The sequence below is a fragment of the Pseudoxanthomonas sp. PXM02 genome (genome assembly GCF_014851805.1).
Lineage (GTDB): Bacteria > Pseudomonadota > Gammaproteobacteria > Xanthomonadales > Xanthomonadaceae > Pseudoxanthomonas_A.
This window is the reverse complement of record NZ_JACVAK010000001.1, coordinates 846,650-860,644: the sequence shown is the minus strand read 5'-3', so window position 1 is coordinate 860,644 and position 13,995 is coordinate 846,650. Positions and strand designations below refer to the sequence as shown.

Sequence of the window (13,995 nt, the reverse complement as noted above, 5' to 3'; positions counted from 1 at the left end):
CGAAGGCCGCACGTGGCGGCCTTCTGCATGCGTGCAACGTGCGTGGCGCGTTACATCGCGACGCGGCGGGCGCTCAGGTAGCGATTGGCCCAGTAGCCGGTGATCAGGCTGTCCACGCGCACGTCCTTGCCGCTGCTCGGCGAGTGCAGGAATCGGCCTTCGCCGACATAGATGCCGACGTGGTTGACGCGGCCCTTCAAGCCGAAGAACACCAGGTCGCCCTGGCGCAGTTCTTCGCGCGTGCCGATGCGTTCGGCGTCAGCGTTGGCGGCCATGTCACGGGAAACGCGCGGCAGTTCGATGCCGAGCGCAGTGCGGAAGACGTAGCCGACCAGGCCGCTGCAGTCGAAGCCGCTGTCGGGCGAGGTGCCACCCCAGCGGTAGGGCGTCCCCATCAGGGCGAGCGCACGCTGCAGGACCACCTGGACTTTGCCGCCTTGCTGTTCCTGCGCGACGACGCCTTCCTTGCTCAGGTCATAGGCGGCCAACAGCTTGCTGATGTCGCCGGCGACCATGGCCGAACGGTCAACCAGCGGCAGCGTGTCGCTGGCGGCCAGGCGCGGGAGCAGGGCGGACAGCGTGGCGGTGGCGGCCTCGGCGGCCTTTTCCTTGACGCTGGCGGTGACGGACTTGCTGGCCGGGGCGGCCGGCACAGTCACGACATCGGCGGAGGCCGGGGTTGACGCGGCGTCGACGTCGGCAGGCGCAGTCTGGGCCTGGACAACGGACGCCATGGCGCACAGGCCAAGGCTGATGAGGAGTCGGGAAACCCTCCGCGGCAGGCGGTGGGTGGCGGCTGGCTGGCCTGGCGGCAGGTCGTCGGTCGTCACGCGCGGGAGGGATTTAACAAGTCAGGGGCGATAATGCCGGCTGATCGGCCTGATTTGGTTCATAAATCGTTATTTATTCGTTAAGTGTGAATGTTCGCTGTCACAGAGTTGACCGAATCCTAACGAAGGACGCGTTTCGCGCCGCTGTAGTGGTCCCGCCAGTAGGGGCCGTCGAGGTGGTCCAGCCGGACCGTTCCCCCCGTGCTCGGGGCATGCACGAACCGGCCCTCGCCGACATAGATGCCCACATGGGTCACGGTGCCTTTGCTGCCGAAGAACACGAGGTCGGCCGGCGCCAGGCGGCGCGGCTCGATCTTCGGCCCCTGGACTTGCGCGAGCTCCCGCGAGGTTCGCGGCAGGCGCAGGTCCAGCATGTCGCGATACACGTAGGTCACCAGGCCGCTGCAGTCGAAGCCCGATTCCGGGGTGTTGCCGCCATACCGGTACGGCGTGCCGACCAGACCGATCGCGCGCATCAGCACGGACGTCGCCGCAGCGGGATCCTCGGCCTGCACCACCGGCCAGTCGCGCTGGGCAGGGGGCGGGGACGGCTTGCGGGCCTGCGGCTTGGAGCCGCCGCAGCCGGCCAGCGCCAGCAGGCTCGCGCAGAGCAGGGCGGTGGTCCACGGCCGAAGTGGCGCGGGCGCGGGCAAGCCGGGATAATGTCGGGCCTTCATCGCGGCGCATCTTCGCCGCATTCCCTTGCGGCCGACAAGCCGCTCCTGTCCTGCCGGTCGGCAGGCCCCGTCCAGAGTCCCGCATGAAAATCGCAAAAGACAGCGTCGTCCGTTTCCATTACACCGTGTCCGAAGCCGGCCAGGAGCCGATCGAAAGCTCGAAGGACCGTGAGCCGCTGGCGATCCTGATCGGCCACGGCAACATCATCCCGGGCCTGGAGAGCGCCATGCAGGACCGCGAAGCCGGCGAGAGCTTCGGTGTGGACGTGGCGGCGGCCGATGCTTACGGCGAGCGTCGCGACGGCCTGACCCAGCGCGTACCCAAGAAGCACTTCGGCAACCAGCGCCTGATCCCGGGCCAGCAGGTCGTGCTGCAGACCAACTTCGGTCCGCGCGCCGTGACCATCCAGAAGGTCGGCATGAGCGTGGTGGACGTGGACCTCAACCACCCGATGGCCGGCAAGGACCTGCACTTCGACGTCGAGATCGTGGAAGTGCGCGAAGCCAGCGCTGAAGAGATCGAGCACGGCCACGTGCACGGCGACGGCGGCCATCACCACTGAGTGCCGCGATATCGTGTGATCCGGACGGCCCGCGCAAGCGGGCCGTTTCTTTTGGCACGCAGGTGGCGCCATCGCACATGGTCTAATCGGGTGGACACACACAGGGGAAAGGAATGACGGCGACGCTCACGGAGAATCTGGCACCGATCGCGGTGACCGACCGCATCGAAGCGATGGATGTGCTGCGCGGGTTCGCGCTGCTGGGCATCCTGCTGATGAACCTGGAAGGATTCGTGGGGCCTGTGATGGCCTCGGGCAGCGGCCTGGACCCTGCGCTTACCGGTATGGATCGCACCGTCGACCTGCTGGTCTACGTGCTGGTGCAGGGCAAGTTCTACACCCTGTTCTCGCTGCTGTTCGGCATGGGCTTTGCCGTGATGTCGGAGCGTGCCGAGCAGGCGCGCCGCCCGTTCGCCGGCGTGTACTGGCGCCGTGGCCTGGTACTGCTCGCCATTGGCGTGATCCACGCGCTTTTCATATGGGCAGGCGACATCCTGATGATGTACGCGCTGTGCTCGTTCCTGCTGCTGGCGTTCCGCACGCTGCCCTACCGCTGGTACGTGTGGCTGGGATTGGCCGCGTACGTGATGCCGATCGGTTTCATGTACCTGATGGGCGCGATGGGGTCTCTGCTCGGCGGTACCGAGGGATGGGACAAGATGATCGGTGAGATCGGCGGGCAGATGCAGGCCATGGTCGAGGCCGAGCGGACGGCCTACGGCAGCGGCACCTACGCCGAAGCCACGTGGCAGCGCCTCAAGAGCACCGGCATGGCGCTCAGCAACATCACCATGTTCGGCTTCATCGTGTTCTGCATGTTCCTGTTGGGTGCGTGGTTCGTGCGCAGTGGCGCGATCACGCGTCCGCGCGAGTTCCCGCGCCTCTACGCGGGGCTGCGTTGGGTGGCCTTGCCGGTGGGGTTGCTGGCCATGCTGGGCTCGGTGACGCTGGCGCCGACGATGGACGGCGTCACGTTCAACCTGCGCACCTCCACCGCGTTCGCGCTGCAATTGATGGCGAACCTGTTGATGTGCCTGGGCTACGTGGCCTGGATCGTGCGCGCGCTGGATACCTCGGTGTGGCAACGGCCGCTGTCCCTGCTGGCGCCGGCGGGCAGGATGGCGTTGACAAACTACCTGATGCAGTCGCTGGTGTGCACCTGGATCTTCTACGGGTATGGGCTGGGCTACTTCGAACAGCTGCCGCGTGCCTGGCAGCCGGTGTTCGCGCTGGCGCTGTTCGGCCTGCAGGTGCTGGTGAGCCATCTGTGGCTGTCGCGGTTCCGGTTCGGTCCGATGGAGTGGCTGTGGCGGTCGGCGACTTACCTGAAACCGCAGCCGTTGCGGCTTCGCGCCGGGTGATTGGGACTAAACTGTCGGGGTGACTTCTCCCCACGACGACGTCCTCATCATCGGCGGTGGCGCCATCGGCCTGGCGACCGCGCTGGCGTTGCTGGAGGCAGGTCGTGGCGTGCGTGTGATCGATGCCGGCGCGGTCGGCGGCGGCGCCTCCCACGGCAATTGCGGCACCATCACGCCCAGCCACGCGCCGCCACTGGCGGCACCCGGCGTGGTGGCGCAGGCGCTGCGCTGGATGTTCACGCCGGACGCGCCGCTCTATCTGAAGCCACGCATCGATCCGGCCCTGTGGCACTGGCTGCTGCGCTTCGCGGCACGCTGCAACGCACGCGACTGGCGACAGAGCACGCAGTCCCGGGCAGCGCTGCTCAACGATGCACGCGCGCGGCTGGCCGACTGGGTGACGCGCTACCAACTGGCGTGCGAGTTCGAGGAAGAAGGGCTCGACTACGTTTTCCGTGATCCGCGCAAGTTCCAGCAGTATGTGGACGAAGCGAAGGTACTGGCGGAATTCGGCATCGCGACGCAGGTGTTCGACGGTGCCGCCTACCAGCATGAGGAGCCTGCGATGCTGCCCGGCGTCACGGGTGCGATCCGTTTCCCCGGCGACGCGCGCCTGCGACCCGACCGCTACGTGGCCGAACTGGCGCGCGTGGTGCGCGAACGCGGCGGCCTCATCGAAGTGCAGTGCCGCGTGGACAGGCTGGAGACGACGCCGGTCGGCGTGCGACTGGCGACGACGCACGGCTCTCGCGAAGGTCGCGACGCGGTGATCGCGCTGGGGGCATGGACACCGGATTTCGCGCGCAAGCTCGGCGTGCGCGCGCCGATCCAGCCAGGCAAGGGCTACTCGATCACCTATTCGCGTCCTGGAATCGTGCCCCGGCATCCGATGGTGCTGAAGGACCGCTCGGTCTGCGTGACGGTGTGGGAGAGCGGCTTCCGGCTGGGCAGCACGATGGAGTTCTCCGGTCACGACGACACGCTCAACGAGACACGACTGGCAGCATTGGAGCGGGGTGCGCGCGAGTTCCTGCGCGAACCCGTCGGTGCCGAGGTGCACGAACGCTGGTGCGGTTGGCGCCCGATGACATGGGACGACCTTCCCTTGCTCGGACGCGCGCCGGGCTATGACCACGTCTGGATGGCGGCCGGCCACGGCATGCTGGGCATCAGCATGAGCAGCGCGACCGGTCAGTTGATGGCCGACCTGATGACCGGACACACGCCCGCGTTCGATCCCAACCCCTATCGACCGGAGCGATTCGCATGAAGCCGCAGGCGTTCGACCTCATCGTGATCGGCGGCGGGTCCGGTGGCCTGGCCGGTGCGTTCCGCGCCGCGTCGTATGGCGCGAAGGTGGCGTTGCTGGAGCCGAAGGAACTCGGCGGCACCTGCGTCAACGTCGGTTGCGTACCGAAGAAGGCGATGTGGCTGGCGGCGGAGCTGTCGCAGAAGATCGGGCTGGCGTCGTCGCTGGGTTTCGATGTCACACCGCCGACGCTGGACTGGAAAGAGTTCATCGTCCATCGCCAGCGCTACATTGCCGGCATCCATGCCAGCTACATGAGGCGCCTGGACGAAAGCGGGGTGGTGTTGATGCCCTGTCACGGGCGACTGCTGGATGCCCACACCGTCGTCAATGCCGATGGCGTGCCGCTCAGCGCGAAGCACCTGTTGATCGCGACCGGTGGCCATCCGGTGCGTCCCGATATCCCGGGTGCCGAGCTGGGCAAGGTGTCCGACGACTTCTTCAACCTTTGCGCGGCGCCCGGACGGGTGGCCGTCATCGGTGGTGGTTACGTGGCCGTCGAACTGGCGGGTGTGCTGCAGGCGCTGGGCAGCCAGGTGGAGATATTCGTGCGCGGGCCGCGCGTGCTGGACGGCTTCGACACGCAGATTACCGACGAACTGGTCGCCGACATGCGCCAGCACGGCGTGCGGCTGCACTTCGGCCATTCGGTTGCCGCGCTGGAGCGCGCCCCGGACGACGGCGTGGTGTTGCTGGCGGAGGACGGTACGCGGACGGGGCGTTTCGACACGGTGATCTTCGCGACAGGCCGCCGCGCGTCGACCCAGGGTATGGGGCTGGAAGCTGCCGGCGTGGCGTTGGACCCGAAGGGTTTCGTGCAGGTGGATGCGCTCCAGGACACCGGCGTGGCCGGCATCCATGCCGTAGGCGATGTCACCGGGCAGGCCGCGTTGACGCCGGTCGCCATCGCGGCGGCACGCCGCTTGATGGATCGGCTGTTCGGCGGGCAGGCTGAGGCGCAGCTCGATTACACGCGTATTCCAACCGTCGTGTTCTCGCATCCGCCGGTGGGGCAGGTGGGCTTGACCGAGGCCGAGGCGCGGGCGCAGTACGGCGACGGCGTGACGGTGCTGACAACGCGTTTCCGGCCGATGCTGCATGCACTGGCCGATTCGCCGCAGCGCAGCCTGTTCAAGCTCGTCTGCGTGGGCGAAGACAAGCGTGTCGTGGGCCTGCACCTGCTGGGCGAGGGCGCCGACGAGATGCTGCAGGGCTTCGCGGTGGCGTTGAAGAAGGGCATTACCCTGGCCGACCTGCACGACACCGTCGCCATCCATCCGACCAGCGCCGAGGAAGTCGTGCTGATGCGATGAGCCGGCCCCCGTGGGCACGGCGATACAATGGCGGCATGGACACCTTCACCCTGCATCGCGGCACCGCACCGCTGTTCATCAGCCTGCCGCACAACGGCACGTCGGTGCCTGACGACATCGCCGCGCGGCTGACGCCGGAGGCGCGGCGCGTTCCGGATACCGACTGGCATGTCGCCGAGCTCTACGCCTTCGCGCGCGAACTGGGCGCGTCGATCATCGTCCCGGCGTACTCGCGTTACGTGGTCGACCTGAACCGGCCGGAAGACGACGTCTCGCTGTATCCGGGCCAGAACACCACCGGCCTGTGCCCGATCGTGCGCTTCAGCGGCGATCCGGTGTACCTGTCGGGGCAGGAGCCGACACCCGACGACATCGCGTCGCGCGTGGAGACCTACTGGCGGCCCTATCACCGCGCGCTGCAGGAAGAACTCGCCCGCATCCACCAAACGCATGGTCGTGCCGTGCTGTGGGAAGGGCATTCGATCCGCAGCGTGGTGCCGTTCCTGTTCGACGGCCGCCTGCCGGATTTCAACCTGGGCACCGCGGGCGGCGCCAGCTGCTCGCCGGCGCTCCAGCAGGCACTGGAAACCGAGCTGGCGTCGCAGTCCGATTTCAGTTTCGTGGTGAACGGGCGATTCCGGGGCGGCTACATCACCCGCCACTACGCCGATGTCGCACGCGGTATTCAGACGGTGCAGCTGGAGCTCGCGCAGGTGAACTACATGGACGAGGACACCTTCGCGTACGCCCCCGAGCGTGCCGCCCGTACGCAGGCCCTGATCCGGCGCCTGCTGGAACGCACGCTGGCCTGATGCCGCCGCAATGACGCGTCCCCAGGCGGAAGACGAACTGGCGCAGCCGCTGGATGTGGCACCGGCCGAGGCGGTGGAAGCGCCGGCGTCACGGCCCGCCCTGCAACTGGTCAGCCGCTCCGGCCTGGTGCTTGCCGCCTTGGGCGCCGTCGCGTTTTCGGGCAAGGCGATCATCGTCAAGCTCGGATACCGCTACGGCACCGACGCCGTCACGCTGCTGGCGCTGCGCATGCTGGTGGCGTTCCCGTTCTTCCTGCTGATGGGCGCGTGGGCGGCACGGCGCAGCGCGCCGCTGTCCGTCGCGGATCGCTGGCGTGTCGTACTGCTGGGCTTCCTTGGCTACTACCTGGCGAGCTTTCTGGACTTCGCCGGTCTCGCCTACATCACCGCCACGCTGGAGCGATTGATCCTCTATCTGACTCCGACGTTGGTGGCACTGATTGGCTGGCTGGCGTTCGGCAAACGCATCTCGCGTCGCCAGGCGATCGCGCTGCTCGTGAGTTACGCGGGCGTCGCGCTCGCCTTTGGCCACGACCTGCAGGTGGGCGGGTCGAACATCCTGCTGGGCGGCGCATTGGTGTTCGGTAGCGCTTTGGCCTACGCGCTGTATCTCGTCGGCAGCGGCGAACTGGTCGCACGCGTGGGTGCGGTGCGGTTGACGGCTTACGCCAGCAGTGTGGCCAGTGTGCTGTGCCTGCTGCAGTTCGTGGTACTGCGGCCGATGAAGGCGCTGGTGCTGCCCTGGGAGGTGTATGCGCTGTCGCTGGTCAACGGCACGCTGTGCACGGTGCTGCCCGTGCTGGCGGTGATGATGGCGGTGGCACGCATCGGCTCGGCGCTGGCGGCACAGATCGGCATGGTCGGTCCGGTGTCGACCATCCTGCTGAGCCTGCTGCTGCTCGGCGAACCGATGGGCCCGTGGCAGGTGGCGGGCACGGTGCTGGTGATGGCCGGCGTGTTCGTGGTGTCGCAACAGAAGGCTGTCGCGCGCTGACCCGATGGTCTAGGCGGCCACGCTCGCATCGGCGAGCCATTGCACCACTTGTGATAGCGCGTCGGCATGGCTGTCGCCGGCCTGCCTGCGTTCGCGGTAGCGCTGGAGTTGTCCGTGCGCGCTGGTGCCGTTCTCCAGTATCTGCCACACCCGTTCGACCTGCACCGTGCAGTCGAGCGCACGTATATCGTCGTGCAGCGCATCCAGCGTGTTCTCCAGCATTTCCCGCGCGGACACCAGGTCACGGCTACCCAGATCGATCAACCCGGCATCGAACCCGTAGCGCTGGGCCCGCCACAGGTTCTCCGCGATGATCGCCTGGTCGCCCGCATGCAGGTCGGCATACAGCGTCGGGCGGCGTTCCAGATGCCTCACCAGGCAGCGATAGAGCTGCGCGATGGCCAAGGCATCGCAGAGATCGGTGCAGGCATCGGTAATGCGCAGCTCCAGCGTCGGGAACGCGAGCGACGGCCGCAGCGCCCACCAGAGGAAGCTCGCGTCCTGGATCGCACGACCGTCGACCATGCGTTGCACGTAGTGGTCGTACTCGACCTGATCGCGGAACAACGGTGGCAGTCCCGTGCGCGGGATTTCCTGGTAAGCGGTCTGGCGATAGCCCATCAGACCCGTCGCATGCCCCATCCAGAACGGAGAGGAGGTGCTCAGGGCGAGCAGCAGCGGCAGGAAGGGCTGCATGCGCGCCATCAGCGCGACACGGTGCGCCGGATCAGCGGGCTGCACATGCACATGCAGGCCGCATAGCAGGTTGCGCTGGCCCAGCATCTGCAGTTCGCCCATCACCTGGTCGTAATGGGGCTTGTCGGTGCTGCGTTGCCCGCGCCATTGCGCCGAGGGATGCGTGCCGGCCGACAGGATGCCGAGCCCATGCCGGTGCGCGATGCTGCCGACCGTGCGGCGCAGCGTGCGCAGGTCGGCCTCGGCGGCGCGTGTGTCGTCGTGCACACCGGTCTGCACTTCCACCTGGGTCTGCAGCATCTCGCTGCCGAAACGCTCGCCCAGCGCTTCACGGCATTCGGTGAAGAAGGGCCGGGGCATATGCCGCAGACGACGGCCATTGCGGCGGATGAGGAAGTACTCCTCCTCCAGACCGAAGGTGTAGGGGTGCGTGCCGGGATCCGTTGCCATGCCCCGGTTATCGCACCGGGGCGGTGAACGACGCGTTCGCGCCGTGCGTTGATGCCGATCCTGCGGCAAAAAAAGGCCGCCGCAACGGCCCATCGAAATGAATGGCTGAATCAGACTTCCAGAGAAGCGAGGTCGCCCTTCGTCTCCAGCCACGCTTTGCGGTCGCCGGCCCGCTTCTTCGCCAGCAGCATGTCCATCAGCCCACGCGTCTGCGGTTCGTCATCCACCGTCAGCTGCACCAGACGACGGGTGTCGGGATGGATGGTCGATTCGCGCAGCTGCGACGGATTCATCTCGCCGAGGCCCTTGAAGCGGGTGACATTGACCTGTCCACGGATCTTCTCGCGCTCGATCTTCTCCAGCAGCAAACGCTTTTCTTCCTCGTCCAGCGCGTAGAACACCTGTTTGCCCACGTCGACGCGGAACAGCGGCGGCATCGCCACGAACACATGGCCGGAGGCGACCAGCGCAGGGAAATGGCGCAGGAACAGCGCCGTCAGCAGCGTGGCGATGTGCAGGCCGTCGGAGTCGGCGTCGGCCAGGATCACCACCTTGCCGTAGCGCAGGCCGCTGATGTCGTCCTTGCCGGGATCGCAGCCGATGGCGATGGCCAGGTTGTGCACTTCGTCGGAGGCGAGCACCGAGGTGCTGGCGACTTCCCACGTGTTGAGGATCTTGCCGCGCAGCGGCAGGATCGCCTGGAAATCCTTGTCGCGTGCCTGCTTGGCAGAGCCGCCGGCCGAGTCGCCCTCCACCAGGAACAGCTCGGTGCGCGAGAGATCCTGGCTGATGCAGTCGGCCAGCTTGCCGGGCAGGGCGGGGCCTTGCGTGACCTTCTTGCGGACGACCTGCTTCTCGGTTTTGAGGCGTGCGCTGGCGCGTTCGATGGCGATCTGCGCGATCTTCTCGCCCAGGTCCACGTGCTGGTTCAGCCACAGGCTGAAGGCATCGTGCGCGGCGCCTTCGATGAAGCCGGCGGCCTGGCGAGAGGACAGGCGTTCCTTGGTCTGGCCGCTGAACTGCGGATCGGTCATCTTCAGCGACAGCACGAAGGCGACACGATCCCACACATCTTCCGGTGCCAGCTTCACGCCGCGCGGCAGCAGGTTGCGGAAGTCGCAGAACTCGCGCAATGCGTCGGTCAGGCCGCTGCGCAGGCCGTTCACGTGCGTGCCGTGCTGCGCGGTGGGGATCAGGTTGACGTAGCTTTCCTGCACCAGTTCGCCTTCCGGCACCCAGGCCACGGCCCAGTCGACGACTTCACTGTCCTTCTTCAGCTGGCCGACGAACAGCTCCGGCGGCAGCAGCTCGCGGCCGGCCATCTCGCCGCGCAGGTAGTCGCGCAGGCCGTCCTCGTAGTGCCAGGTGTCGCGCTCGCCCGTGGCTTCGTCGAACAGCGTGACATTGAGGCCCGGGCACAGCACGGCCTTGGCGCGCAGCAGATGCTTGAGCGCGCGCACGTTGAACTTCGGCGTATCGAAGTACTTGGGATCGGCCCAGAAGCGCACGCGGGTACCGGTGTTCTTCTTGCCGACGCTGCCGACCACTTCCAGCGGAGTGGCGCGGTCGCCGTTGCGGAAGGTGATGCGGTGTTCGCTGCCTTCGCGCTTGATATGCACTTCCACCAGCGTGGACAGCGCGTTCACCACGCTGACACCCACGCCGTGCAGGCCGCCGGAGAAGGTGTAGTTCTTGTTGCTGAACTTGCCGCCCGCATGCAGCCGCGTGAGGATCAGCTCCACGCCGGGGATCTTTTCCTCGGGGTGGATATCGACCGGCATGCCGCGGCCGTCGTCGCTGACTTCGCAGCTGCCGTCCTTGTACAGGGTGACCTCGATGCTGCCGGCATGGCCGGCCAGCGCCTCGTCCACCGCGTTGTCGATGACTTCCTGCGCCAGGTGGTTGGGGCGGGCGGTGTCGGTATACATGCCCGGCCGACGCTTGACGGGGTCAAGGCCGGAAAGGACTTCGATGTCGGCGGCGTTGTAACGACTGCTCATGATGCGTGCGTAGTCTCAGCGGGGCTGGGCGGAGTCCTGCAGGGCTCCGCCGGTGTAGGGATTGTAGTGATAGTCGCCTGGGAAGCTCTCGCCGGTCTTCGCGTCGTGGCGCGTCGGCAGCAGGCTGCCCAGCGGCGTGCGGAACGCATAGGTGTTGAGCGACGTCCGGATCTGCACACGCCCGTCCGCCCGCGGATCGATCAAGGGTTTGCCCTTGCCGTCGCGGGCATTGAAGACGGCGAAATGCATGTTGTCGCCCATCGGGCCCAGCATGTTGGCCATCACCGGGCGCAGGATGGACAGCAGGTTCTTCAATCGGGGCGGAATGCGCCCGGGAGGGATCGGTTCGTGGGTGGTGCCTGCCGTATCGACGAGACGCAGTCCTCCGAACATCGTCTCTCCGTCGTAGAACTCGTCAATTCCAGCCATCCCGACCTTGCCGCGCACCATGGCGACCAGCAGGTAGTCATCCAGCTGGGCGATGAACTGCTTGCGATCGGCATCGGACAGGTTCTGCTGTTGCTCGGCGGACACTTCCCAGTACACCGGTGGGATGACCCACACCAGTTCCATGGTGTCCTTGCCCAGGTAGGAGCGCTGCGTATCCCGCGCCAACTCGTTGAGGGGGACGTCCTTCAACGGCAGCGGTGTGCGCTGCGCCCAGGCGGCCGTGGGCAGCAGCGCCAGGATGGCGAGGGGGGCAGCGAGCCAGCGGAGGGGGAAATGCATGCGACGTCCTCTGTCGGGAGCTTGATGGGAGCGGCAGTGTGCCGCCTGCCCCGGATTTTTGCCATGTTCAGTCGCACAGGCTGAAACTGCGCGCGTGGACAGGGATGCCCTTGGAAAACGCCATCCGGCGCCCCATGTTTCCGCCATCCACGAGGAGCATCGCCATGAAGTCCCGCAACCTGTTGCTGCTGTCCGCCGCCGCCCTTGGCGCGCTGTTCGCGGTCCAGGCCTTTGCCCAGTCCCGCACCAGCGACACGGACAAGCCCAAGCAGGACCAGTCCCAGACCAGTGACCCCTCCGACCCGGAGGCCAAGGCGCGCCGCCGTGCGGCCAACGAAGCCGCCGCCAAGCAGCGCAAGGCCGCGGAGGGCCAGCAGAAGAAGGCGGGTGACGAAGAGGAAGAGCGCAAGCCCTGATTCTCGTTGATCCGCTGGAAGCCTTGCGGCATAAGGCTTCCCAGCGTGAAATCCGCTGATGGACGCCCCGCTTCGGCGGGGCGTCGCGCTTTCGGGCGACACGTGTTGCCTGTAGACTATGGCTTTCCGGAGCCCCGCCCATGACTCCCCTGATTTTCGTTACCGGCGGCGTTGTGTCCTCGCTAGGCAAGGGCATCGCCGCCGCTTCGCTTGCGTCCATTCTTGAAGCACGTGGCCTGAAGGTCACGATGATGAAACTGGACCCCTATATCAACGTCGACCCGGGCACTATGAGCCCGTTCCAGCACGGTGAGGTGTACGTCACCGACGACGGCGCCGAGACCGACCTAGACCTGGGCCACTACGAGCGCTTCGTGCGCACGCGCCTGAGCCGCAAGAACTCGGTCACCACCGGCCGGATCTACGAGAACGTGATCCGCAAGGAACGCCGCGGCGACTACCTCGGCGCGACTGTGCAGGTGATCCCGCACATCACTGACGAGATTCGCCGTTGCATCGACGAGGCCACCGAAGGTTTCGACGTGGCACTGGTCGAGATTGGCGGCACGGTGGGCGACATCGAATCGCTGCCGTTCCTGGAAGCCATCCGCCAGATCCGCACCGAGCGTGGTCCGGAGAAGGCGCTGTTCATGCACCTGACGCTGGTGCCGTACGTCGCTGCTGCGGGTGAGCTGAAGACCAAGCCCACCCAGCACTCGGTGAAGGAACTGCGCTCGATCGGTATCCAGCCCGACGTGCTGCTGTGCCGCTCCGAGCAGCCGATCCCGGACTCCGAGCGCCGCAAGATCTCGCTGTTCACCAACGTGCCGGAGCGCGCCGTCATCAGCGTGCCGGACGTGGACGTGCTGTACCGCATCCCGATGGGGCTGCATGGACAGGGCCTGGACGAGATCGTCCTGCGCCAGTTCCGCATCGAGAACGCCAAGTCCGCCGACCTGTCCGAGTGGGAAGCCGCGGTTGACGCCACGCTCAATCCGCTGGACGAAGTGACCATCGCGGTTGTCGGCAAGTACGTCGACCACCAGGACGCCTACAAGTCCGTCGGCGAGGCGCTCAAGCACGGCGGCCTGCGCCAGCGCACGCGCGTCAACCTGAAGTGGATCGAAGCGCAGGATCTGGAAGGCACCGATATGGCCCTGCTGCAGGGCGTCGACGGCATCCTGGTGCCGGGCGGCTTCGGTGACCGTGGTTTCGAAGGCAAGGTGCTGACGTCGCGTTTCGCACGTGAGCAGAAGCTGCCGTACTTCGGCATTTGCTACGGCATGCAGGCGGCGGTCGTCGACTATGCACGGCATGTGGCCGGCCTGGATGACGCCAACAGCACCGAGAACGACAAGCAGTCGCCGCACCCGGTGATCGGTCTGATCACCGAATGGCGCACGGCCAGCGGCGATGTCGAGAAGCGCGACGAACGCTCCGACCTGGGCGGCACCATGCGCCTGGGTCTGCAGGAGCAGCGCCTGAAGCCCGGTACGCTGGCCCGCGATCTGTACGGAAAGGATGTCGTGGCCGAGCGCCACCGCCACCGCTACGAATTCAACAACCGCTACCGCACGCAGTTGGAAGACGCTGGCATGGTGGTCGCTGCCAAGTCGATGGATGACCTGCTGGTGGAAATGGTGGAACTGCCGCGCGCCGTGCATCCGTGGTTCCTGGCCTGCCAGGCCCATCCGGAATTCCTGTCCACGCCGCGCGATGGCCATCCGTTGTTCGTCGGCTTCATCCGCGCCGCGCGCGAGAAGAAGGCCGGCGGCAAGCTGCTGAAGGAAGCGCGCGCTTAACTGTCCTGCATCGGCGCCGTTCGCGGTGCCTGCAACGAAGGAG

Annotated in this window: 13 protein-coding genes; 8 read left to right on the top strand and 5 right to left on the bottom strand. The window is 66.7% G+C overall.

Going from position 1 to position 13,995, the window contains the following annotated elements; genetic code table 11:
• Nucleotides 1–50: 50 nt before the first annotated feature.
• Both IB225_RS04125 and IB225_RS04120 read right to left on the bottom strand, forming a co-directional pair.
• Entirely contained in the window at nucleotides 51–830 is a 780-nt protein-coding gene (locus IB225_RS04125) for a C40 family peptidase (RefSeq protein WP_192309969.1), read from the bottom strand.
• A 119-nt stretch (nucleotides 831–949) separates the two neighbouring features.
• Nucleotides 950–1,507, bottom strand: coding sequence for a C40 family peptidase (locus IB225_RS04120; RefSeq protein ID WP_192309968.1), 558 nt, complete (start codon nucleotides 1,505–1,507; stop codon nucleotides 950–952).
• An 83-nt stretch (nucleotides 1,508–1,590) separates the two neighbouring features.
• On the opposite strand from IB225_RS04120, the gene IB225_RS04115 reads away from it, so the two are divergent.
• From IB225_RS04115 to IB225_RS04090, 6 genes are all read left to right on the top strand, one after another.
• The gene (locus tag IB225_RS04115) at nucleotides 1,591–2,070 is read left to right on the top strand and encodes a peptidylprolyl isomerase (protein ID WP_192309967.1); all 480 of its coding nucleotides are present in this window, start codon (nucleotides 1,591–1,593) and stop codon (nucleotides 2,068–2,070) included.
• Nucleotides 2,071–2,183: 113 nt separating this feature from the next.
• The gene (locus IB225_RS04110; protein ID WP_192309966.1) at nucleotides 2,184–3,431 is read left to right on the top strand and encodes a DUF418 domain-containing protein; all 1,248 of its coding nucleotides are present in this window, start codon (nucleotides 2,184–2,186) and stop codon (nucleotides 3,429–3,431) included.
• Between the two features lie 19 nt (nucleotides 3,432–3,450).
• Complete coding sequence (locus tag IB225_RS04105) at nucleotides 3,451–4,701, top strand: FAD-dependent oxidoreductase (RefSeq protein WP_192309965.1); 1,251 nt, start codon at nucleotides 3,451–3,453, stop codon at nucleotides 4,699–4,701.
• Nucleotides 4,698–6,053, top strand: coding sequence for a glutathione-disulfide reductase (gorA, locus tag IB225_RS04100; protein WP_192309964.1), 1,356 nt, complete (start codon nucleotides 4,698–4,700; stop codon nucleotides 6,051–6,053). Before IB225_RS04105 ends, gorA begins: the two co-directional genes overlap by 4 nt.
• A 35-nt stretch (nucleotides 6,054–6,088) precedes the next feature.
• Nucleotides 6,089–6,865: an N-formylglutamate deformylase gene (hutG, locus tag IB225_RS04095; protein WP_192309963.1), complete on the top strand. Its 777-nt coding sequence runs from the start codon at nucleotides 6,089–6,091 to the stop codon at nucleotides 6,863–6,865.
• Between the two features lie 73 nt (nucleotides 6,866–6,938).
• The gene (locus IB225_RS04090; protein WP_345776591.1) at nucleotides 6,939–7,859 is read left to right on the top strand and encodes a DMT family transporter; all 921 of its coding nucleotides are present in this window, start codon (nucleotides 6,939–6,941) and stop codon (nucleotides 7,857–7,859) included.
• A 9-nt stretch (nucleotides 7,860–7,868) separates the two neighbouring features.
• Here the strand turns inward: IB225_RS04090 and IB225_RS04085 are convergent, their stop codons facing one another.
• The 3 genes from IB225_RS04085 to IB225_RS04075 all read right to left on the bottom strand — a co-directional run bounded on the left by IB225_RS04085 (nucleotide 7,869) and on the right by IB225_RS04075 (nucleotide 11,734).
• Entirely contained in the window at nucleotides 7,869–9,005 is a 1,137-nt protein-coding gene (locus IB225_RS04085) for a carboxylate-amine ligase (RefSeq protein ID WP_192309961.1), read from the bottom strand.
• Nucleotides 9,006–9,115: 110 nt separating this feature from the next.
• The gene (parE, locus tag IB225_RS04080; RefSeq protein WP_192309960.1) at nucleotides 9,116–11,005 is read right to left on the bottom strand and encodes a DNA topoisomerase IV subunit B; all 1,890 of its coding nucleotides are present in this window, start codon (nucleotides 11,003–11,005) and stop codon (nucleotides 9,116–9,118) included.
• A gap of 15 nt (nucleotides 11,006–11,020) precedes the next feature.
• Nucleotides 11,021–11,734, bottom strand: coding sequence for a hypothetical protein (locus IB225_RS04075; RefSeq protein ID WP_192309959.1), 714 nt, complete (start codon nucleotides 11,732–11,734; stop codon nucleotides 11,021–11,023).
• Nucleotides 11,735–11,898: 164 nt separating this feature from the next.
• Between IB225_RS04075 and IB225_RS04070 the strand changes: the two genes are divergently transcribed.
• Together IB225_RS04070 and IB225_RS04065 are read left to right on the top strand one after the other, a co-directional pair.
• Nucleotides 11,899–12,150, top strand: coding sequence for a hypothetical protein (locus tag IB225_RS04070; protein ID WP_192309958.1), 252 nt, complete (start codon nucleotides 11,899–11,901; stop codon nucleotides 12,148–12,150).
• A 140-nt stretch (nucleotides 12,151–12,290) separates the two neighbouring features.
• Nucleotides 12,291–13,952 (top strand): CTP synthase, encoded by a 1,662-nt coding sequence (locus tag IB225_RS04065; RefSeq protein ID WP_192309957.1) that lies wholly within the window; start codon nucleotides 12,291–12,293, stop codon nucleotides 13,950–13,952.
• The last annotated feature ends 43 nt before the right edge of the window (nucleotides 13,953–13,995 follow it).